The 20,346-nt window shown below is 75.1% G+C and carries 18 protein-coding genes and 1 pseudogene; 8 read left to right on the top strand and 11 right to left on the bottom strand.

Annotated features, from left to right (window positions below; genetic code table 11):
- Nucleotides 1-10: 10 nt before the first annotated feature.
- Nucleotides 11-1,123, bottom strand: coding sequence for an iron-siderophore ABC transporter substrate-binding protein (locus tag RF647_RS16035; RefSeq protein ID WP_368812602.1), 1,113 nt, complete (start codon nucleotides 1,121-1,123; stop codon nucleotides 11-13).
- A 207-nt stretch (nucleotides 1,124-1,330) separates the two neighbouring features.
- Here RF647_RS16035 and RF647_RS16040 point away from each other — a divergent pair, with 207 nt between their 5' ends.
- From RF647_RS16040 to RF647_RS16050, 3 genes are read left to right on the top strand one after another with little or no spacing between them, the layout of a single operon-like run.
- Nucleotides 1,331-2,800: an aspartate aminotransferase family protein gene (locus tag RF647_RS16040; protein WP_368812603.1), complete on the top strand. Its 1,470-nt coding sequence runs from the start codon at nucleotides 1,331-1,333 to the stop codon at nucleotides 2,798-2,800.
- Nucleotides 2,800-4,134, top strand: coding sequence for a lysine N(6)-hydroxylase/L-ornithine N(5)-oxygenase family protein (locus tag RF647_RS16045; protein WP_368812604.1), 1,335 nt, complete (start codon nucleotides 2,800-2,802; stop codon nucleotides 4,132-4,134). Before RF647_RS16040 ends, RF647_RS16045 begins: the two co-directional genes overlap by 1 nt.
- A complete protein-coding gene (locus RF647_RS16050) occupies nucleotides 4,131-6,530 on the top strand; it encodes a GNAT family N-acetyltransferase (protein WP_368812605.1) in 2,400 nt (799 codons plus the stop codon). The genes RF647_RS16045 and RF647_RS16050 overlap by 4 nt, the downstream gene beginning before the upstream one ends.
- Nucleotides 6,531-6,580: 50 nt before the next feature.
- Here RF647_RS16050 and RF647_RS16055 read toward each other — a convergent pair whose 3' ends face one another.
- The 4 genes and pseudogenes from RF647_RS16055 to RF647_RS16070 all read right to left on the bottom strand — a co-directional run bounded on the left by RF647_RS16055 (nucleotide 6,581) and on the right by RF647_RS16070 (nucleotide 8,976).
- The gene (locus RF647_RS16055) at nucleotides 6,581-7,633 is read right to left on the bottom strand and encodes a hemolysin family protein (RefSeq protein ID WP_368812606.1); all 1,053 of its coding nucleotides are present in this window, start codon (nucleotides 7,631-7,633) and stop codon (nucleotides 6,581-6,583) included.
- Nucleotides 7,630-8,298, bottom strand: a complete 669-nt coding sequence (locus tag RF647_RS16060; protein WP_368812642.1) for a transporter associated domain-containing protein — start codon at nucleotides 8,296-8,298, stop codon at nucleotides 7,630-7,632. Before RF647_RS16060 ends, RF647_RS16055 begins: the two co-directional genes overlap by 4 nt.
- Nucleotides 8,281-8,388, bottom strand: a pseudogene (locus tag RF647_RS16065) (hypothetical protein); the annotation flags it as partial. The gene RF647_RS16060 and the pseudogene RF647_RS16065, both read right to left, overlap by 18 nt.
- Nucleotides 8,389-8,400: 12 nt before the next feature.
- Nucleotides 8,401-8,976, bottom strand: a complete 576-nt coding sequence (locus tag RF647_RS16070) for a CNNM domain-containing protein (RefSeq protein ID WP_368812607.1) — start codon at nucleotides 8,974-8,976, stop codon at nucleotides 8,401-8,403.
- Between the two features lie 590 nt (nucleotides 8,977-9,566).
- Between RF647_RS16070 and RF647_RS16075 the strand changes: the two genes are divergently transcribed.
- The 4 genes from RF647_RS16075 (at nucleotide 9,567) to RF647_RS16090 (ending at nucleotide 12,556) form a co-directional block, all read left to right on the top strand.
- Entirely contained in the window at nucleotides 9,567-9,773 is a 207-nt protein-coding gene (locus tag RF647_RS16075) for a cold-shock protein (RefSeq protein WP_035923571.1), read from the top strand.
- 169 nt (nucleotides 9,774-9,942) lie between these two features.
- A complete protein-coding gene (locus tag RF647_RS16080; protein ID WP_368812608.1) occupies nucleotides 9,943-10,293 on the top strand; it encodes a hypothetical protein in 351 nt (116 codons plus the stop codon).
- A gap of 58 nt (nucleotides 10,294-10,351) precedes the next feature.
- Entirely contained in the window at nucleotides 10,352-11,446 is a 1,095-nt protein-coding gene (locus RF647_RS16085) for a hypothetical protein (protein WP_368812609.1), read from the top strand.
- A gap of 63 nt (nucleotides 11,447-11,509) precedes the next feature.
- Complete coding sequence (locus RF647_RS16090; protein ID WP_368812610.1) at nucleotides 11,510-12,556, top strand: DNA topoisomerase IB; 1,047 nt, start codon at nucleotides 11,510-11,512, stop codon at nucleotides 12,554-12,556.
- 41 nt (nucleotides 12,557-12,597) lie between these two features.
- Here the strand turns inward: RF647_RS16090 and RF647_RS16095 are convergent, their stop codons facing one another.
- The 3 genes from RF647_RS16095 to RF647_RS16105 form a co-directional block, all read right to left on the bottom strand.
- On the bottom strand, nucleotides 12,598-13,833 hold the full coding sequence (locus RF647_RS16095) for an FG-GAP repeat domain-containing protein (RefSeq protein WP_368812611.1): 1,236 nt from the start codon (nucleotides 13,831-13,833) through the stop codon (nucleotides 12,598-12,600).
- Nucleotides 13,834-14,112: 279 nt separating this feature from the next.
- Nucleotides 14,113-14,346 carry a hypothetical protein gene (locus tag RF647_RS16100; protein ID WP_368812612.1) on the bottom strand — a complete coding sequence of 78 codons (234 nt, stop codon included), beginning with the start codon at nucleotides 14,344-14,346 and terminating at the stop codon, nucleotides 14,113-14,115.
- A 127-nt stretch (nucleotides 14,347-14,473) separates the two neighbouring features.
- Complete coding sequence (locus RF647_RS16105; RefSeq protein WP_368812613.1) at nucleotides 14,474-16,459, bottom strand: serine hydrolase domain-containing protein; 1,986 nt, start codon at nucleotides 16,457-16,459, stop codon at nucleotides 14,474-14,476.
- Nucleotides 16,460-16,672: 213 nt separating this feature from the next.
- Here RF647_RS16105 and RF647_RS16110 point away from each other — a divergent pair, with 213 nt between their 5' ends.
- The gene (locus RF647_RS16110; protein ID WP_368812614.1) at nucleotides 16,673-17,434 is read left to right on the top strand and encodes a DUF6544 family protein; all 762 of its coding nucleotides are present in this window, start codon (nucleotides 16,673-16,675) and stop codon (nucleotides 17,432-17,434) included.
- Nucleotides 17,435-17,492: 58 nt separating this feature from the next.
- Here the strand turns inward: RF647_RS16110 and RF647_RS16115 are convergent, their stop codons facing one another.
- The 3 genes from RF647_RS16115 to RF647_RS16125 form a co-directional block, all read right to left on the bottom strand.
- The gene (locus RF647_RS16115) at nucleotides 17,493-19,118 is read right to left on the bottom strand and encodes a DUF4389 domain-containing protein (RefSeq protein ID WP_368812615.1); all 1,626 of its coding nucleotides are present in this window, start codon (nucleotides 19,116-19,118) and stop codon (nucleotides 17,493-17,495) included.
- Between the two features lie 158 nt (nucleotides 19,119-19,276).
- The gene (locus RF647_RS16120) at nucleotides 19,277-19,438 is read right to left on the bottom strand and encodes a hypothetical protein (RefSeq protein ID WP_368812616.1); all 162 of its coding nucleotides are present in this window, start codon (nucleotides 19,436-19,438) and stop codon (nucleotides 19,277-19,279) included.
- Nucleotides 19,435-20,277 (bottom strand): zinc-binding alcohol dehydrogenase family protein, encoded by an 843-nt coding sequence (locus tag RF647_RS16125; protein ID WP_368812617.1) that lies wholly within the window; start codon nucleotides 20,275-20,277, stop codon nucleotides 19,435-19,437. Before RF647_RS16125 ends, RF647_RS16120 begins: the two co-directional genes overlap by 4 nt.
- Nucleotides 20,278-20,346: the final 69 nt, after the last annotated feature.

Below are 20,346 nucleotides of genomic sequence, written 5' to 3' on the forward strand. Positions count from 1 at the left end.
GACCGCGGTCTCACCGGCCGCCGGCGGACGCGGCGGCCTCGGCGATGTCCGGCAGCAGGTTCTCGAGCGCCCACGGGATGCTCAGGGGGGAGGCGGCCGACACCGAGAGCACCTCCTGCTGGTCGCTCTGGAGCACCAGGGCGTCGTTCTCGACCGCGGGGACGCGGCTGAGCAGGGGGTCGCTCTCGATGGCCTCCCGCACGCTGTCGTCCTCGGCCCAGCTGACGAAGACGTCGGAGGTGAGCTCGTCGGCGCGCTCCGGGGACCAGGTGATGAAGAACTCGTCCTCCTTGCCCTCGGCGGCCTCCGCGACCGCCTCGGACTGGACCATGCCGAGGGACTCGAGGAACTTGGGGCGGTTGTCCACCGCGGTGTAGGCGAAGATCTGGTCGGCCGCGGACGGGTCGAGCGTGCCGTACACGAAGGACGTGCCCTCGAGCTCCGGGTGCTCGGCGGCGGCGTCCTCGATCTGCTGCTCGACGTCCGCCACGACCTCGGCGGCCCGCTCCTCCCGGCCCAGGGCCTGGCCGATGAGCTCGGTGGAGTCCTGCCAGGACGTCCCGTAGGCCACGGCGTCCTCAGGGAAGCCGACCACGGGCGCGATCTCGGAGAGCTTGTCGTAGTCCTCCTGCGTCAGCCCGGAGTAGGCGCCCAGGATGACGTCCGGCTGGAGCGCGGCGATCGCCTCGAAGTTGATGCCGTCCGTCTCGGCGTAGGTCTCCGGGGCCTCGGCGCCGGACTCCTCGAGCGCGGCGTCGAACCAGTCCGTGGAGCCGTTCTCGTTGGCGCCGAAGTCCAGGGCGGGCACCCCGACCGGGACCACGCCGAGGGCGGTGGCGACGTCGTGGTTGACCCAGGACACCGTGGCCACGCGCTCGGGGGCCTCCTCGATCGTGGTCTCGCCGAACGCGTGCTCCACGGTGCGCGGGAACTCGCCGGTGGCGCCCTCCGCGGACGCGGACCCGCTCCCGGACTCCCCGCCCGCCGGTCCGGTGGAGCACCCGGTCAGGACCAGAGCCCCCAAGGCCAGCAGGGCGGCCGGGGCGAGGACGCGGCGGCGCGCGGCGGACGGGGCGGGGAACAGCGGGCGCGGAGCGTGGGAGAGCAGAGAGGCCACGGCCACCCTTTCGGACGTCGACGGCGGGACCGTCGGTGGGACGCGAGGTGAGGCAAGGGTTGCCTAACCCGGAAGACAGGGATCACCCTAGGGCGTGATCCGGCGAATACGCAACACGAGCATGATGTAATCGCTCCGCCGATGTGGTTAGGTATGCCTTGCCTAACTCCACGAGGGGCCCGAGCGGCCCCGTCGACCCCCTGCGAGGAGCCCATGCACGACTTCCTGCTGACCCACGACACCCCGGCGCAGTACGCCCGCGCCCTGCACGAGACCGTCGACGTGCTCGCCGTCCACCTCGCCGGCGCCCGGAGCCCCCGCTCCGCCGCCACGCCCGAGGAGCTCGAGGAGCTGGTCTCCGCGGTGGACCTCGAACGGCCCCTCGGGGACCTCGGCGCCGTGGTCGAGGAGACCCGGCGGCTCTACCTCGACCACGCCGTGCACTTCCACGCCCCGGGCTACATGGCCCACCTCAACTGTCCCGTGGCCATCCCGGCGGTGGCCGCCGAGGCGCTCACCGCCGCGGTGAACACGGCGGTCGAGACCTGGGACCAGAGCACCACCGCCACCCTGGTCGAGCAGCGGATCGTGGACTGGACCGCCGCGCGGATCGGCTTCCCCGCCGCGGGCGAGCCGGACGGCGTGTTCACCACCGGCGGCACCCAGTCCAACCTCCAGGCGCTGTTCACCGCCCGGGAGAAGCGTCTGTCCCGGGCGCACCCGGCGTCCCGCGGGGAGCGGCTCGGGCGGCTGCGGATCGTGGCGGGGGAGCACGCCCACTTCAGCATCGCGAAGGCGGCGCACCTGCTGGGCCTGTCCGCGGACGCGGTCGTGCCCGTGCCCGCCGCCCGGGGCGGAGCCCTGGACCCGGTCGCCCTCGAGCGCGTCCTGCACGACGTCGCCGCGTCCGGCGCGGAGATCGCCGCGGTCGTGGCCACGGCCGGCACCACGGACCTCGGGGCGATCGACCCCCTGGCCGACGTCGCCCGGGCGTGCTCCGCCCACGGCGTCTGGCTGCACGTCGACGCCGCCTACGGCGGCGGCCTGCTCGTCTCGCCCGCCCACCGCCACCGGCTGGACGGGATCGAACGGGCGGACTCCGTCACCGTGGACTTCCACAAGTCCTGGTTCCAGCCGGTCGCCGCCTCCGCCCTGCTGCTGCGGGAGGGGCGGAGCCTGCGCTTCTCCACGTGGAGCGCCGAGTACCTGAACCCCCGGCACGCGGTGCGGCCCAACCTCGTGGACAAGTCCCTGCAGACCACGCGCCGCTTCGACGCCCTGAAGCTGTGGATGACCCTGCGCACCGTCGGCGCCGAGGGGATCGGCCGCGCCCTCGACCGGGTGCTGGAGCTCGCCCAGGAGGCGGGCCGGATCGTGGACGAGACCCCCGACCTGGAGCTGGTGGCCGAGCCCGTGCTCTCGACCGTCCTGTTCCGGCACCGGTCCCCGGACACCGACGACGCCGCCGCGGACCGGCTCGTGGAGACCGTGCGGAGCGCGCTGTTCGACTCCGGCCGCGCCGCGGTCGCCTCGACCGTCCTCGACGGCCGCCGGTGCCTGAAGCTCACGCTCCTCAACCCGGCGACGACCACCGAGGACGTCCGGAGCGTGCTGGACCTCGTCCGGGCCGCCGCCCGCGGTGCCGCGCCCCGCCCGCTCGAGGCCGCGGCGGGAGCCCGCTGATGGCCCCCGCGACCGGGCACGTCCACGACCTGCTGGGCATCGGGATCGGCCCCTTCAACCTGGGTCTGGCCTGCCTCGCCGCACCGCTGGAGGACCTCGACGCGGTGTTCCTCGACGCGAAGGACGCCTTCGACTGGCACCCCGGGCTGATGCTCGAGGACGCCACGATCCAGGTCCCGTTCCTCGCCGACCTCGTCACCCTGGCCGACCCCACCTCCCCCTACTCCTTCCTCCACTACCTCAAGCGGACCGGACGGCTGTACCCGTTCTACATCCGGGAGGACTTCAACCCGCTGCGCGCCGAGTACAGCGCCTACTGCCGGTGGGCGAGCGAGCAGCTCGACAGCCTGCGCTGGGGCCGGGAGGTCGCCGGCGTCGAGCGCAACCCCGCCGACGACGCCTACGTGGTCACGGCCCGGACGGCCGCCGGGACGGAGCAGTGGCGGGCCCGCCGGCTGGTCCTCGGCGTCGGCACGGTGCCCGCGGTGCCCGCAGGCGTGGACCCCGCCGCCGGCACCGTCCTGCACACCAGCGACTACCTGCCCCGGCGCGAGGAGCTGCTCGGGCGGGGGAGCGTCACCGTGCTCGGCAGCGGCCAGTCCGCCGCCGAGGTCTACCGCGACCTGCTCGAGCGCTCCGGCGCCGACGGCCCGCGGGTGGACTGGATCACCCGCTCCCCGCGGTTCTTCCCCATGGAGTACACGAAGCTCACCCTCGAGCTGACCTCCCCGGAGTACGTGGACCACTTCCACGGCCTCGGCGCGGACCGGCGGGACCGGCTCAACCGCGAGCACGCCAGCCTCTACAAGGGGATCAGCGCGGAGCTGGTGAACGACATCCACGAGCTGCTCTACCGCCGCTCGGTGCACGGGCACCCCGCCGGCCTGCTGACCACGAGCACCACCCTCACGGGTGTCGAGCAGGACGGCCGAGACCTGGTCCTCGCCCTGCACGACGACGAGCTCGAGCGCGGCTGGCGGCACCCCACCGGCGCCCTGGTGCTGGCCACCGGCTACCGCGCCGAGGTCCCCGCCTTCCTCGCCCCGGTCCTCGACGACATCGCGTGGGACCCCGCCGGCCGCTACGACGTCTCCCGCGACTACGCGGTCGACCACGAGCGCTCCCGGATCTGGGTGCAGAACGCCGAGGTGCACACCCACGGCCTGACCTCCCCCGACCTCGGCATGGGCGCCTACCGCAACAGCGTCATCCTCCGGGCCGTCACGGGCCGGGAGGTCTACCCGGTCGAGCCCGCCATCGCCTTCCAGACCTTCGGCGTCCCCCGCGGCGCCGCCCAGGACATCCCCCGCGACATCCCCCAGGAGACCGCATGACCGCCCGCCCCTCGCCCGCCCGTCTCGCCACCCCCGGCGGCGTCCTGACCCTCGAGCCGCTCGTCCCGGACGCGCCCACCGTCGAGCTCCTGCACGCCTGGCTCACCCACCCCCGGTCCTGGTTCTGGGACCTGCTCGACGCCGACCCCGAGCGCGTCCGGCGCACCTTCGCGGCCGTCGCCGAGGACCCGCACTGCGACGCACGGCTGGCCCGCCTCGACGGCGTCCCGCTCGGGCTCGTCGAGACCTACGACCCCGGCGCGGTGCTCCTCCCCGGCCACTACGCGCACCGGCCCGGCGACGTGGGGATGCACCTGCTCCTCGCCCCCGCCCGGACCCCCGTGCCGGGCACGAGCGCCGCCCTCATGGCCGCCACGCTGCGCTGGCTCTTCGAGGGGCGCGGGGCCCGGCGCGTCGTCGTCGAGCCCGACGTCCGCAACACCGCCGTCCACCGGCTCAACGCCCGCGCCGGCTTCGAGGTCCACGGCCCGCTCGAGCTGCCCTGCAAGACCGCCCTGCTCAGCACGTGCACCCCCGAGGGGTTCGCGGCCTCCGAGCTGGGCCCCGCGGCCGCCGTGGTCCCCGCCGTGGTCCCCGTCGCGGTCCCCGGGGAGGAGGCCGCCGACGGGCCCGCCCACCTCGGCCTGCACCCGATGCGGACCGCGCACCGCCACCTGTGCTGCAAGGCCCTGGCCGAGTTCGCCCACGAACGGCTGATTGCCCCCGAGCCCGTGGGGGAGGGGCTCTTCGAGGTCCGCACCGGCGGGGACCGGGTCCGCTACCGGTTCCGGGCCCGGCGCACCGCCCTGGAGCACTGGGTGCTGGACGAGGGCTCGCTGCGCCGCTCCGTGGACGGCGCGGACGCCGAGCCGGACGCCCAGGCGCTGGTCACGGAGCTGGCCCCCGCGCTCGGCATCCCCCCGCACCTGCTGGCGACCTACCTCGAGGAGATCGCGGGGACGCTCGCCTCGGCCGCGTACAAGCTGGTGCACCGGACCCGGCCCTCGGCCGCGCTCGCGGAGGCGGGCTTCCAGGACGTCGAGGCCGCGATGACCGAGGGGCACCCGGGCTTCGTGGCCAACAACGGCCGGATCGGGATGGGCGTCACCGAGCACGACCGCTTCGCCCCCGAGGCCGCCCGTCCGGTGCGCCTCGTGTGGCTCGCCGTCCGCCGGGAGCTCAGCCGCCTCGACACCGGGCGCGGCCGCACCGAGGAGCAGCTGTGGGCCGATGAGCTGGACCCGGCCGTGCGGGCCCGCTTCCGGGCCCGGCTGACCGGTCTGGGCCTGGACCCGGAGGACTACCGTCCCCTGCCGGTGCACCCCCACCAGTGGGAGCACCGGATCGCGGTGACGTTCGCCCCCGACCTCGCCCGCCGGGACCTCGTGCTGCTGGGCACCTCCGGGGACGAGCACCGGGCGCAGCAGTCGATCCGCACGTTCTTCAACGTCTCCCGTCCCGACCGGCACTACGTGAAGACCGCGCTGGCCGTGCAGAACATGGGCTTCCTCCGGGGGCTCTCCCCCCGGTACATGCGCGACACCCCCGCGATCAACGACTGGGTCGCCGACGTCGTCGCGGCCGACCCGGTGCTCGCGGAGGCCGGGTTCTCGGTCCTGCGGGAGGTGGCCGCGGTCGGCTACACCGGGGACGCGTACCACCGCGCCGCCGCCTCCGGCCACGGGGAGGAGGGCCCGCACACCAAGATGATCGCGGCACTGTGGCGGGAGAGCCCCGTGCCCCGGCTCGCGGACGGGGAGCGGCTCGCGACCCTCGCGTCCCTGCTGCACGTCGACGCCGGCGGCACGCCGCTGGTCTCCGTGCACGTGCGCGCGTCCAGGCTGGACGCCGCGGAGTGGGTGCGGCGGCTGCTCGCCGTGTACCTCGCCCCGGTGGCCCGGTGCCTGCTCGCCCACGACCTCGTGTTCATGCCGCACGGCGAGAACGTCGTCCTCGTCCTGGCCGGGCACGTCCCGCGGCGGGCGGTCATGAAGGACATCGGCGAGGAGGTCGCCGTCGTCACGGACCGTCCCCTCCCGGAGGGCCTCGAGCGGATCCGCCACGTGGTGCCGCCCGCCACGGCGGCGCTGTCCGTGCACACGGACGTGTTCGACGGCGTGCTGCGGCACCTCGCGGGCCTGCTCGAGGCCGACGGGCTGCTGGCCGCGGACGAGTTCTGGGACCTCGCGGCGCGGTGCCTCCAGGACGTCGCCGACGCCGACCCGGCCGGCGCGGACCGCGTGCCGCTCTTCGCGCCCCGGTTCGAGCACTCCTGCCTCAACCGGCTGCAGCTGCTCAACACCCTGCAGATGGTCGACCTGACCGACCAGGCGGCGTCCCTGCAGTACGCCGGGACCCTGGAGAACCCGGTGGCCGGGCGGGTCCCCGTGCGCTGAGCGTGACGCGGCCCCGCCCGGGTCCGGGCGGGGCCGCGTCACGGGTGGGGTCAGGCCGACGTGCCGGTCGCGTCCCGGACCTCCCCGACGAGCTCCTCGAGGACGTCCTCGAGCGCCACCACGGAGACCTCCCCGGCCGTCGTCCCCCGTCCCTCGACGAGGGCCAGGTGGGCGTTGCGCTGCTGCATGGAGCGCATGACCCGCCGCAGCTTGGCGTCGGCGGGCACTGTGGCGAGCCGGCGGACGGCCTCCTGCGGGACGGGGGCGTGGCGGCGCTCGGCCGGGGTCGCGAGCAGGTCCTTGGTGTGGACGTAGCCCACCAGCGTCCCGTCGTCCTCCCGGACGGGGAACCGGGAGAAGCCCGTGCGCGCGCAGATCCGCTCCAGCTCCGCCACGGTGGCGGAGCGGGGCACGGTGTGCAGCTGCCCGGCGGGGATGGCCACGTCCTCCGCCGTGAGGTGCTCGAAGTTCAGCGCCCCGGTGAGCAGGGTGATCTCGTCCTCGTCGAGCAGGCCCTCGCGGCCCGACTCGGCGACGAACCCGGCGACCTCGTCCAAGGTGAAGCTCGAGGCGACCTCGTCCCGGGGCTCGGCCTTGAACACGTACCGGACCACGAGGTTCGCGGACTGGTTCATCAGCCAGATGAACGGGCGGAAGACCAGCACGAAGACCCGCAGGACCGGGCCCAGCAGCAGGGCGGAGGCCGCGGGCCTGGCGATGGCCATGTTCTTGGGCACCATCTCGCCGATCACCATGTGGAAGAACGTGACGATGAGCAGGGCGATGACCAGCGCAACCGGGTGCACGAGCCCCTCGGGCACCCCGGCGTCGGCCATGGGTCCCTCGATCAGGTGGGCGATCGCGGGTTCCCCCACGGCGCCGATCAGCAGGGAGCAGGCCGTGATGCCCAGCTGGGTGGCGGCCAGGGACGTCGAGACGTCCTCGATGCCCTCCAGGGCGATCTTGGCGGCGCCGGAACCGGCGGCGGCCCTCGGCTCGATCTGGTCACGGCGGGCCGAGACCATGGCGAACTCCGCGGCCACGAAGAACGCGTTGCCGCCCAGCAGCAGGACCAGGAACAGGATGGCGAGGCCTTCGCTCATCGGGACTCACCCCTCTCGGTGTCGACGGCCGTGGAGCCGGACGCGTCGCCGGCCCTCTCGGCCGGTGTGCCCGCGGGCGTGGCGCCGCCCGCCTCGGCGCGGCGGCCGTCGCCGCGCCGGACGACGATCCGGTCCACCCGGTGCCCGTCCAGCCGCACCACGGTCAGGGCGACGTCCGTGGTGGTGGGGAGGTTGTCGTCGTCGCGGTGGACGTGGTCGACGGCCTCGAGAGTGACCGTGTCTCTGCCCAGCGGCAGCCGGTCGAGCTTCTCGGCCATCAGCCCCCCGAGGGTGTCGGACTCCCGGCCCTCGGGCAGCTCGAGGCCCATGACGTCGCCGAGCTCGTCGGGGCGCAGCAGCCCGGACACCGAGATCCCCCCGTCGCGGGTACGGCGGTAGCGGGCGACGGTCTCGTCCTGCTCGTCGTTGATCTCGCCGACGATCTCCTCGATCAGGTCCTCGAGGGTCACGATCCCGGCGGTGCCCCCGTACTCGTCGACGACGACGGCCATCTGCAGTCCGGGCCTGCGCAGCTCGCGCAGCAGCGGGTCCAGGGTCATCGACGCGGCGACGGTCGTCGTCGGGACCGCGAACTCGCGCACCGTGCGGGTGCCGCGGTCCTCGAAGGGCACGGCGAGGGCGTGCTTGAAGTGCACGACGCCCACAATGTCGTCGACGGAGTCGCCCTCCACCGGGAAGCGGGAGTGGCCGGTCTCCGAGGAGATCTCGACGAGCTCCTGGACGGTGTGGTCGTCGAGGAAGGTGACCTACGGGCGCGGGCGCATGACGTCGGCGGCCGTGCGGGCGCTGGCCACCTCCTCGGTCGGGGTGAAGCCGAGCAGCTTGAGCACCCAGTTGGCCGAGGAGTTGAGGAACGTCACCAGCCAGCCCAGCAGCAGCATGAAGACCCGCTGCGGGGGGACCACGAGCCGGGACACGCGCATCGGCTCGGCGATCGCCCAGTTCTTCGGCACGAGCTCGCCGAAGACCATCTGGGTGAAGGTGGCGAGCACGAACGCGGCCGTGGTGGCGATGCCGGTGGCGGCCCCCTGGGACATCCCGGTGAGGCCGAGGCCCTGCGCCAGGAGCACGCCCAGGGAGGGCCCGGCGAGGAACCCCACGACCAGGCTGGTCAGGGTGGTGCCCAGCTGCGCGCCGGAGAGGTTGGTGGCGGTCTTCGTCAGGGCCCGCTCGATGGCGGCGGCCCGGCGGTCGCCGGCCTCCTCGGCGGCGCGGACCTCGTTGCGGTTGACGGTCAGGAACGAGAACTCCACGGCCACGAAGAGCGCGTTGCCGAGGATCAGGAGGACGGCCACGGCGAGCAGAATCCATGCTTCCAGCATCAGAGGGCCCTCCCCCGGCCGAGGGGACACCGGTCCGGGGCGCCGGGGCGTCCGGGCCGGCGGCGACCGTCGAGGCGCCGCGGACGGGGGGCGTCGCCACCCCGCTGAGGACGGAGAGGACTTCCATCGGCCCCACCACCTCGTCACATCTGCACGGCCCGAAGGCCGGGGTCTGTCACAGGGCGCGTCGCAGTGGGCGCTCATGATCTCCGTATCCGTTCGTGTCCACGACCCGGCGCCGGGCCGCACGGTCCAGAATTCAGCACCCCGGGCCGGGGGAGCCCAGGGCGCGGGCGCCGGGGACGGGACCCCGGGCAGCCGGGACCGCCCTGTCCGCTGCGGCCCGCTCCGCGCCAGGTCTCCCCGGGGCCGTCCCCCGGGGTGGGAGGGCAGTGGGACCCGTCACTGTGCTTTTCCCCGAACACCTGTAGAGTCATGACCAGTTGTTGAAGTTTCGTTCTTGCAGTTCAAGCAGTTCGCCCGGACATCGGGTACGGCAGTTTTTCTGAGAAGACGTTTTGGCAGGCATCGCAACGCCCGAGCACCCCGATCGCCGGGGAGGCTCCGTTTCCCAGAAAGACAGGTTCCCCATGACTACTGGCACCGTGAAGTGGTTCAACGCCGACAAGGGCTTCGGCTTCATCACCCCCGAGGACGGCTCCAAGGACGTGTTCGCGCACTTCTCCGCGATCAACTCCGGCGGGTTCCGCTCCCTCGAGGAGAACCAGCGCGTCGAGTTCGAGACCCAGGACGGCCCCAAGGGCCCCCAGGCCGCGAACATCACCGTGCTTGCGTGATCACGCCCTGATCTCCTCGTGAGATCCCCGGCGCCGGGCCGTCCAGCCCGCCGCCATCCCCAGGAATCGCCACCCGGTGCGCCGGGTGGCGATTCCCGTGTGCGGGCCGTCCCCGCCGCGGCGCCGCCCTCGCCCGGGCGGCCCTCCCCTCTTCTTCGAAAGCTCCACCATGAAACACACCATGTCCGTCCTGGTCCAGGTGGACCTCGACGGCACCCACGTCCGAGTGCTCGTCACGGGATGCGTCACGGAGGCCAACCAGCACGTGCTCCACCCCGTGATCGAACGCGCCCGTGCGCTCACCGCCGGCGTGCACGTGCACGTCGACCTGGCCTCCGTCCAGCACCTGGAGCCCACCGCGGTGACCCTGCTGCGCGCGGCCGTCGACCACGGAGGGGTCTCCTCCGGGTCCGGGGCCGCCGGCATCACCGTGCCCACCGGCCCCCGCACCCACCCGCTGCGCACGCTGCCGGCCCGCCCCCTCCGGCACGCCGAGACCCTCCCCGCCCTGGCCGCCTGAACCCCGCCGGCTCGGTCCCCGAGTGGCGTTTCCCCGGGTCCTGCCCCAGGATTGAGCGGTGCCCGACGACCGTTCCGCCACCGCCGACCCCGCCCACGACTCCGTGCCCGAGCTGCTGGTCGGCCTCGTCCTCTCCCCCCAGATCGCGGGCGCCCTGCCCCGGGACCTCGCGGCCTCCCTGCCGGGGCCGCTGCACGCGCGCTATCCCGGGGTGTGCTGGCGGGTGGCGGCGGTGACCGACCGGCTGGTCGTCCCGCCCGCCGACGGCCTGGACCTGCTCGAGGCCGCGCGCGACCGGATGCTCGACGAGGACTGGGACCTCGTCGTGGTCCTCACGGACGTCCCGCTCAAGGACGGCCGCAGCCCCGTGCTCACGCAGCTGAGCCCCGTGCACGGCGTGGGCCTGGTCGCCGTCCCGGCCCTCGGCGCCCTGCACCTGGGGCAGAAGGTGCGGCAGACGACCGTGCGGGTGGTCGGCCACCTGCTCGGCCACGACACGGAGGACGCGGACGACGCCGACGCGCAGGACGAGCTCGTGCGGCGGGCGCGGCAGCGGTCGGAGGACCTGGAGGACCGGCCCGAGGACAACGCCGTGCAGTTCACGGCCCGCGTCCTCGGCGGCAACGTGCGCCTGCTGCTCGGGATGATCCGCGCCAACCGGCCGTGGACCCTGGTGGTGCGGCTGTCCCGCACGCTCGCCCTCGCCGCGGCGACCGGCGTGCTCACCCTGGTCGCCTCGGACCTGTGGCTGCTCGCCGCCGCCTACGGGCCCTGGCGGCTGGGGCTGCTGGGCCTGCTGTCGATCGCCGCGGTGACCGGTGCCCTCGTCGTCGGCGCCCGGCTGTGGGAGCGCCCGCGCCGGCGGGCCGAGCGCGAGCAGGTGGCCCTGTTCAACCTCGCCACCGCCGCCACCGTGGCCATCGGCGTGTCCGTCTTCTACCTCGCGGTCTTCGCCCTGTCCTGGCTCGGGGCGCTGCTGCTCGTGGACGGCGGAGTCTTCGCGGCGGTGATCGGTGCCCCGGTCGGGGCGGTGGAGTACGTCAAGCTCGCGTGGCTGACCGCCACGCTCGCCACCGTGGGCGGGGCCCTCGGGGCCGGGCTCGAGGACGACGACGCCGTGCGCGCCGCGGCGTACACCCGCTCGGAGCCCTGACCGGGACCGCCGCCGGCCTCGTCCTCGCGGACGCCGACAGTCAGTAGACTTGGTGTCCCCGGGGTGCTCCCGGAGCCGACCCGGGAGGACACCATGGCCGCCGCGCAGCAGAGCCCCGCGAAACCCCGCCCGCCCCGCACGCCGCGCCTGCGGCGCAGCAACTGCAGCCGTCCCGGCATCACCCGCCGCGGGTACGGCAAGGGGTTCGCCTACCGGCACGCCGACGGCACGAAGGTCCAGGACGGGGACGAGCTCGACCGGATCCGCGGGCTGGCGATCCCCCCGGCCTGGAAGGACGTGTGGATCAGCCCCCAGCCCAACGGGCACATCCAGGCCACGGGAGTCGACGGCGCCGGACGGCGCCAGTACATCTACCACCCTCGGTGGCGGGAGCTGAAGGACCGCGAGAAGTTCGACCGTGTCCTCGACTTCGGCGACACGCTCCCGCAGGCCCGCCCGGCCGTTACCCGGCTGCTGCGGACGGAGGGCGCCACGGAGGAGAAGGCCTGCGCGGCGGCCTTCCGGCTCATGGACGAGGCCGCCCTGCGCATCGGCAACGAGGAGTACGCCCAGTCGAACGGCTCCTACGGCGTCACCACCCTGCTGGTCCGGCACGTCCGGGTGGACGGCCGGGACGTGCACCTCGACTTCCCCGGCAAGAGCGGGCACCAGTGGACGCTGAGCCTCCGGGACGCCGACCTCGCCGCCGCGCTCGCGCCCCTGCTGGAGCGCGGCCCGGACGAGACCGCGCTCGCGTTCCGCGACGAGGACGGGCAGTGGGCCGGCATCACCAGCGCCCGGCTCAACGACTTCGTGCGGGACCGGTGCGGCCCCGACTTCACCGCCAAGGACTTCCGCACCTGGCAGGGGACGGTGACCGCCGCGATGGCGCTCGCCGCTCGCGCCGATACCCGCCCCAGCGAGAGCGCCCGGAAGAAGGCCGTGTCCGCCGCCATGCGGGAGGTCGCCGAGCACCTGGGCAACACCCCCGCCATCGCCCGCAGCTCCTACACGGACCCGCGCGTGATCGACCGGTTCCTGGACGGCGAGACCATCGACGCCGCCACCTACCGGGCCGCGGAGCGGTCCCTGCGCGGATTCCTCACCTGAGCGCGGAACCGGGCGGCCGGGCGGCCGCCCCGGTCCCGCGCTCAGGACAGGCCCACGTAGGTGGCCGAGTACCCGAAGCCGACGACGTCGTCGCGGCTGTCGCCGTCGACGTCCCCGAGCAGGCGCGGGAACCGTGCCGGGTCCCAGCCGGCCGCCCAGCCGAAGGAGCTGGACGTCAGCTCGGGCCCGGTCAGGAAGTCGTCGTCCCCGTAGGCCACGAGCACACCCGCGTTGCCGAAGCCGACCACGTCCAGGATCCCGTCGCCGTTGATGTCCGCGAGGTCCCGGGGGTGTCGGTCGGTGCGCCAGCCCTGCGCGGCGCCGAAGTCGGCGAGCTCGAGCGAGACCGGCTGGTGCCTGGGCTCGCCGGGGGCGGCGGGCCGGGAGTAGGCGGCGAGGACCCCGCGGTGGCCGAAGCCGACCACGTCCGGGGGAAGGTGGCCGCTGACGTTGCCGACGACCCGGGGGTGCTGGTCGACGCGCCAGCCCTGGGCGTACCCGAAGTCGCTGATCTCCAGGGCGGGCTGGGTGAACGTGTCCCCGAGCGCCGAGAAGTAGGAGACGTAGGTGCCGGCGTCGCCGAAGCCCACGATGTCGGCCGTCCCGTTGCCGTCCATGTCCGCGAGCATCCGGGGGTTCTTGTCGATCCGCCACCCGCGGTCCCAGCCGTAGCTGTCGATCCGCTTGCCGGTGCCGTCGAAGGTGCGGTCCGCCCGGCCGTGGGAGATGGTCACGCCGGAGTACCCGAAGCCGACGATGTCCGCCGTCCCGTTCCCGGAGAGGTCGGCCAGTTCGCGGACGTGCTGGTCGACCCGCCAGCCGTGGTTCCAGCCGAAGTCGCGGACCTTGAGCTGCGGCGCGGTGAAGCTGCCGTCGGGCTGCGCGTAGGAGACGATCACGCCGGCGTTGCCGAAGCCGACGAGGTCGTCCCGGCCGTCGCCGTCGACGTCGGCGACCGTGCGCGGGTGCCGGTCGGTGCGCCAGCCCTGCGCGGTGCCGAAGTCGCGGACCTTCAGCACCGGCGCGGCGAACGTGCCGTTGGCCTGGCCCTGGGCGACGAAGACGCCGGGGTCGCCGAAGGCCACGACGTCGGCGCGGCCGTCCCCGTTGACGTCGGCGAGCTCGCGCACGTGCTGGCCGACCCGCCAGCCGTCGACGTAGGAGAGGAACCCCTGGGTGGACACGGCGTGGGCCGGTCCGGCGAGAGCGATGCCGGTGGTGGCCAGCGCCGCCGCGGAGAGCCCGGTGAGCAGCCGGGACGTCGGTGTGCGTTTCATGGTGGAACCTCCAGGTTCCGAGGAGCGGGGAACTGGGTCCGGATCGCCGGACGGCGGGTGGGACGCCGGTCGGCCCCCACCGCCCGGCGATCGGCCGTGCGCTCGGCCGGGGTCCCGGGACCGTGGGTCCACCGGTGACCGCCCTCTGCCAAGCGGACGGAACTGCTGGTGGGACCAGTCTAGATCCGTGCGTATGCGATCGCTAAGTGTTCTCCGTGACGTGCTGAATCGTTATCCCGGATCCGTGACCGGGGGCCCGGGTCCCCGTCCCGGGGCCGCTCAGCGGCGGATGCCGCGCCGGAAGTACAAGACCGGGCCCACGAAGTTGACGGCGATGATCGCGGCCCACGTCCCCTTGCCGCCGTTGACCTCCGCCGCGGGCCGCAGGGCGAGGTCCGCCCAGGCGGTGGCCGCCAGCGAGACCTGCACGGATGCCAGCGTCAGCAGCGCGGTCCGCTGCCCCGGCGTGAGGTCCTTCCACCGGGTGCTCCTCCTGGTGCCGATGCGCGTCATGGTCGTCCTCCCGGTGCTCGGGGACTCGGGGTCCCGGCGGCCGCTCCGCGGGCGGCCCGTGGCGCTCATGCTGGTGCGGGCGCCGCCGGCAGTCAACGCCTGACCGGCACGCGGGCCCGGGCGCGGGTCAGACGCTGAGATCGGGCCACAGGACGCGGAACGCCACCGCCCAGCCGGCGACCCAGGCCAGGGACAGGGTCAGCAGCGCCGCCCCGGCCACGGCGACCACCCCGGCGCGGCGCCGGAGCGTGCCGGCCAGGTGCCACGCGGCGGGCACCACGCCGAGGACCCCCAGCAGCAGGACCGCCTGCCCGAGACGGGTGAGGGGCCGCACCAGGGACAGGTCCGGCTGGACGCTCGCGGCGAACAGCACGAGTCCAGCCAGCACGGCCACCGGGGCGGCGTAGGCCAGTCGCCGCACGCGCCGGGGGCGGGCGCCGGTGTCCGGCGGGCCCCACCGCCGGCGCCGCCGCAGGCGGTTCACCGGCCAGGCGACCAGCGTCACGACGAGGACCAGCAGCGCCGCCAGCAGCAGCAGGTGGGGCACGAAGAGCCCGTGCCAGGCGCTCACCCTGCCCTCGGTGCGGTAGGCGACCAGCGCGACGTCCCGGACCCGGTCCTCGTCGGCCCGCGCCGCGAGGGTGGCCGTGCCCCCGGGCTCCCGCCACAGCCACGGCTCGGCCTCGCGCATCGTGGTGGGGGGAGCCCCGAGGGACGCGACGCGGATCGTCCCGTCCGGGCCGGCGGTCACCGTGGTGATCGCGAGCGACCCCACCAGCGCCGCGGCGCTCGACGCCGCCCGGCGTTCGCCGCGGTAGTGGCCGGCCACGGCGGCTGCCCGCTCCGCCGCGCCGGGCGGGAGCGCCGGCGCCGCCCGCTCGGGCGGGGCGACGTACCGGCGGGCGAACTGCTCGACCAGCTGCTGCCGCAGCACCGCGGTGCTGAGCGCGCGCACCCCGTTGCCGTTGAGGGAGACGAACAGGCCCGCGTCCGCGCCGGGGAACAGGGCCAGCTCGCTGTGGAAGAGGTTGGTGTCGCCGCCGTGGGAGAGCACCCGCTCCCCTCGCACCTCGTGGCCCCGGAAGCCCAGGGTCATCTGTTCCGCGGCGCCGAGCCCGCCGAGGGACGCGGGCGGCAGCGCCGGGGCGTGCATGGCCGCCAGCGCCTCGGCGCCCAGGACGCCGTCGGGGCCGTGGCCCAGGTGCAGGTTCAGGAACGCGGCCATGTCCCGCGCGGTGCTGCTCACGGATCCGGCGGGCGGGACGGAGATGTGCTCGAACGGCCCGGGCTCGGCCCCCGGCGCCGGGAAACCGCCGGCCATCCGTTCGGACAGCCCCGGCGGGAGCGGCTGCTCGGCGGTGCTGGAGGTCATGCCCAGCGGGTCCAGGACCTCGCGGCGCACGTACTCCTCGAACGGGACGCCGGTGACCTGCTGGACGACGTAGCCGACCAGGGCCAGGCCGTAGTCGGAGTACGCGGGGGTGGTGCCCGGCGCGAAGAGCTGCTGCGGCGGGTCCTCGGCCAGCTCGGTGCGCAGGTCGCGGACCTTCCCGGCGTCCGGCGTGATGAGGTGGTCCACGCGCGCCTCGAAGCCGGCGGTGTGGCTCAGCAGGTGCCGCAGCGTCACCGTCCCGAGGGGGAGCTCGAGCGGGAAGTCGAGGTGCTCGCGGACGTCGCCGTCCAGGTCCAGGGCACCGCGCTCCACCTGCTGCAGCACGGCGGTGGCCGTGAAGAGCTTGGACACCGAGCCGATCCGGAACAGGTGGTGCCCGGGGTCCACGGGGGTGGCCCCCGGCACGGACCGGGGACGGTCCGCCGCGCCGTAGCCGCGCAGCGTGACGACCTCGCCGCCGGAGACGACCGCCACCGTCGCCCCCGGGAGCTGTTCGGCATCCAGGAGGGCGGGGACCAGGCCGTCGAGCCACGTGTCGACGTCCTCGGTGCTCAGCTCCCGCACGGCCTGCCCCGCGCGCTCCTGCGCGGCGGCGGGAGGCGGCGCCGCCGGGTGCGCGAGCAGCAGCAGCGCCGCGAGGACCAGCACGAGCACCGCCCGGGGACCCCTCGGGGCGGCCACGCGGAACGACGACGGTGCCGGGAGCCGGTGCACGCGCATGGGGCCATCCTGCTCCACCGCCGGGTCCCGTGTCCGAGTGTGACCGTGGATTCCGGGCGTCGGCGGGCTCCGGCGCCCGCTGCCGGGCCGGCGGTCTAGCCTGGGAGGCATGACCCGGTCCCGGACCTTGTCGCCGTCTGTTCCCGTCCCCGTCCCCGTTCGGGGGCCGGGGGCCCGAGCGGCCGCCGCCGCCGTGCCGCTCGGGGTCCGGCCGTGATCGGGCGGCTGCCGGGCGGCGCCCGCCGGCACTGGGCGGACCTGGAGCGCCCGGGCCACCCGGTGCCGCCCCCGGTGGACACCGCGGCGTACGCCGGCCTGCCCGAGCCCGCGCGCCGCTGGCTGGAGCACGCCGTGCCGCCCGGCACCCCGGCGTGGGTCTCGGCGGAGCTGTCGATGCGCGGCGAGATCCGGCTCGGCGGCGCGTGGCGCCCCTTCTCCGCCCGGCAGCTCATCACCCCCGGGATCGGCTTCGTCTGGGCCGCCCGCACCCGGGTCCTCGGCCTGCCGGTCGCGGGCTACGACCGGTACGGGCCCGGCGGGGGCGAGCTGCGGTGGCGGCTGCTGGGCCTCGTGCCCGTGCTGTCCGCCGCGGGCCCGGACATCACCCGCAGCGCCGCCGGGCGGCTCGCCGGCGAGGGGGTCCTCGTCCCGCCGGCCTGCCCGGGCGCCACCTGGTCCGCGGGGACCGCCCCGGACACCGCCGTCATGACCTGGGTCCTCGACGGGGAGCGCGAGGACGCCCTGCTCCGGGTCGATCCGGACGGCCGGCTCCGGGAGCTGAGCATGCAGCGGTGGGGCGACCCAGACGGCACCGGGTACGGCCGCCACCCCTTCGGGGTCGCGTTCTCCGAGGAGGCCGATCTCGCCGGCGTGCGCATGGCCACCGTCCTGCGCGCCGGCTGGGCCTGGGGCACCGACCGGCAGGCCGAGGGCGAGTTCTTCCGGGCGCGCATCGAGGACGTCCGGTTCCGCTGAGGGCCTCTCCCGGCACGGGGCTCCCCGAACGGCACGAGCTGCCCGGGAGGCCGTCCGGTCAGCGGGCCGGGCCCTGGTTCTCCGGTCCGTCCCCGGGCCGGTCGTCCGGCTGGTCCCCGGGCCGGTCCTGCGGTCGGTCGTGCGGCCGGTCCTGCGGCCGGTCGGGTGCCGCTGAGGACCAGGGCACCGGCGCCGCCGCGGGGGACGGGGGCTCGGCCGGCCCCTGGTCGAGCCGGAACGGCGGGTACTCGTCCCGCAGGAGCAGCACGTAGGCGAGGACCCGGTTGACCCAGCGGTTGATGCCCACGACCAGCGCGAACAGCTCGGGACGGTACCGGCCCGTGAAGAGCAGGACCACGGCGGCCACCAGCACGAGCAGCCCGAGCAGGGACGGTCCCCAGCTGGTGGTCGTCGTGCCGTCGTCGCCGCTGCGGGTGGTGCTCCACGTGCCGCCGCCGCCCGTGAGCACCCCGAGGATCAGCAGGTGCGGGATCGCCAGGAGCCACCACTTCACGAGCACGAGACCGCGGGAGAGCCGCTCCGGGTAGGCGACCTCCAGCTGCGCCGGATGGTCCGCACGGGCCAGGGTGAAGGGCGGATACCGGTCGGTGCCCAGGGCCGAGTAGGAGTAGAACGCCACCCGCCAGCTCCACCGCAGGACCCCCACGCTGAAGGAGAACCACGAGGGCGGGTACCGGCCCGTGAACAGGATGGCGAACCCGGCGGCGACCGTGGTGACCACCAGGGCGAACCACAGCACGGCCAGTACGATCAGGTGGGGGATCACCAGCAGCCACTTGACCAGCCACAGCCACCGGGACAGTCCCGCGTCGAGGAAGCCGGTCAGGCGCACGGGCGAGATTGGCGGCGGGGTCCGGTCCCGCCCCGGGTTCTCGGCGAGGGCCGCTCCCGGGCCCGTGCCGCGCGGCGGGGTGCGCGGGTCGATGTCCCGGCCGAGTCCGGCGGCGCCGAGCAGCAGCAGCGGGAGGCCCACGACCAGCCCGGCCAGCCCGCCGATCAGCTGGCCGCCGGCCAGGGGGCCCAGGAGGTCGGAGCGCGCTCCGAGCTGCAGGTCGGCCCAGACCGGCCGGGTGGCGTCGGCGTTCATCACCACGAGCGTCCAGCTGCCCGAGCGCAGGTCCAGGGTCAGCTCCCGGGTGCCGGGGCCCTGGTCCGAGTCGGCCCAGAAGGTCTGGTTCCCGGGCCGGTCGGGCACCCGCTCGCCGGGCACGCGGGCCCGGGTGTCGTCCCCGGACTCCGTGGCGCGGCCGAGCTCGGCGTGGGCGACGCCGTCGAGGTACCGGTCGACGTCGGCGGTCTCGGCCACGCCCACGAAGATGTCCTGCTGCGGGTCGGCCGCCATCACGCGCACCTGCACCCTGCCGAGCTGGTCGAGGAAGGGCACGGGGGAGAGCTGGGCGTCGCCGACGTCGAGCACGGCGGGCGGGCCGACCAGGGCGTAGGTGATGGTCTGGTGCCGGTCCGGGGACGCGGTGAGGAAGCGCCCGTCCTGCTGGGCCGCGGCCGCTCCGGCGAGGACCAGGCCGCTCACAAGCGCCGCCAGGCCCAGGGCGGTCAGCAGGGTGCCCAGGACCAGCAGCACCCACTGCCCGGGCCTCGTGCGGCGCGGGGCGTCCTGCCGGTCGTCCGGACGGGGCGGGTGGGAGGCGGGGTGCTCGTTCACGGGAGCTCCTGAGGAGTCGGGCGGTGGCCGGAGCCCGGTGCGGGGCGTCCGCGGGATGTCGGCGGGTGGTCTCTTCGATGCGCTTCCCCGGGTCCGCTGCCCTGCGTGCGGTCCCTGTGGTGCGGTTCCGGCCGGGCCCGGGGCCTGGGGGCCGGAGCTCACCCGCGCAGGACGGCGGCCCCCGTGATCCGGTCCGCGGCCAGGTCGGCGAGGGCCCGGTCCGCGGCGCGCAGGGGATAGGGGACGGTGGTGGGGCGCAGCCCCAGCCGGGCGGCCAGTCGCAGGAACTCCTCGCCGTCCTGCCGGGTGTTGGCGGTCACGCTGCGCAGCTGCCGCTCCTGGAAGAGCTCCGCGGCGTAGTCGATGGCAGGGACGTCGCTGAGGTGGATCCCGGCGACGGCCAGGGTGCCGCCCCGGTCCAGGGCGCGCAGCGCCGGGGGGGGACGAAGGTGCCCACGGGGGCGAAGAGGATCGCCGCGTCCAGCGGCACCGGGGGAGGCTCGTCGGCCTCCCCGACGAAGGCGGCGCCCAGGTCGCGGGCCAGCTCGCGCGCCGCCTCCGAGCGGGTCATGACGTGGACCTCCGCGCCCTGGTGTAGGGCCACCTGGGCGGCGAGGTGGGCGGACGCGCCGAAGCCGTAGATGCCCAGCCGGCCCCCGGGCGGCAGCCGGGCCCGGCGCAGCGCCCGGTAGCCGATGATCCCGGCGCACAGCAGGGGAGCCGCGTGCTCGTCGTCGAACTCCTCGGGCAGGCGGTAGGCGAAGGCCTCCGGGGCCAGGGTGAGCTCCGCGTAGCCGCCGTCCTGGTCCCACCCGGTGAAGCGCGGGGCGGTGCAGAGGTTCTCCCGGCCGCGGCGGCAGAACCGGCAGCGGCCGCAGGTGTGCCGCAGCCACGCGACGCCCACGCGCTCGCCCTTCCGGAACCGGGCGCAGCCGGGGCCCGCGCCCACCACCTCGCCGACGATCTCGTGGCCCGGGATCACCCCCGCCCGGTGCAGGGGGAGGTCGCCCTCCACGAGGTGCAGGTCGGTGCGGCACACCCCGCAGGCCCGCACCCGGAGGAGCAGCTCCCCGGGCCCCGGCACGGGGTCGGGGCACTGCCCGAAGCGCATCGGCCCGCCGGCCGCGGGACCGGGCTCATCGATCCACCACGCACGCATGCTGTCCTCGTCGATCCCCCCGGGGAGGGCTCCGGCCGCGGCCGTGACCCCTGTCCTGGCTCCGAGTCT

Source organism: Kocuria sp. CPCC 205263, assembly GCF_040981075.1.
In the GTDB taxonomy this organism is placed as follows: domain Bacteria; phylum Actinomycetota; class Actinomycetes; order Actinomycetales; family Micrococcaceae; genus Kocuria; species Kocuria rosea.

Excerpts from the sequence above, each read along its gene's own strand:
- RF647_RS16040 (WP_368812603.1), top strand. The coding sequence starts at position 1,331 with ATGCACGACTTCCTGCTGACCCACGACACCCCGGCGCAGTACGCCCGC.
- RF647_RS16045 (WP_368812604.1), top strand. The coding sequence starts at position 2,800 with ATGGCCCCCGCGACCGGGCACGTCCACGACCTGCTGGGCATCGGGATC.
- RF647_RS16050 (WP_368812605.1), top strand. The coding sequence starts at position 4,131 with ATGACCGCCCGCCCCTCGCCCGCCCGTCTCGCCACCCCCGGCGGCGTC.
- RF647_RS16055 (WP_368812606.1), bottom strand. The coding sequence starts at position 7,633 with ATGAGCGAAGGCCTCGCCATCCTGTTCCTGGTCCTGCTGCTGGGCGGC.
- RF647_RS16070 (WP_368812607.1), bottom strand. The coding sequence starts at position 8,976 with ATGCTGGAAGCATGGATTCTGCTCGCCGTGGCCGTCCTCCTGATCCTC.
- RF647_RS16075 (WP_035923571.1), top strand. The coding sequence starts at position 9,567 with ATGACTACTGGCACCGTGAAGTGGTTCAACGCCGACAAGGGCTTCGGC.
- RF647_RS16080 (WP_368812608.1), top strand. The coding sequence starts at position 9,943 with ATGAAACACACCATGTCCGTCCTGGTCCAGGTGGACCTCGACGGCACC.
- RF647_RS16095 (WP_368812611.1), bottom strand. The coding sequence starts at position 13,833 with ATGAAACGCACACCGACGTCCCGGCTGCTCACCGGGCTCTCCGCGGCG.
- RF647_RS16100 (WP_368812612.1), bottom strand. The coding sequence starts at position 14,346 with ATGACGCGCATCGGCACCAGGAGGAGCACCCGGTGGAAGGACCTCACG.
- RF647_RS16105 (WP_368812613.1), bottom strand. The coding sequence starts at position 16,459 with ATGCGCGTGCACCGGCTCCCGGCACCGTCGTCGTTCCGCGTGGCCGCC.
- RF647_RS16125 (WP_368812617.1), bottom strand. The coding sequence starts at position 20,277 with ATGCGTGCGTGGTGGATCGATGAGCCCGGTCCCGCGGCCGGCGGGCCG.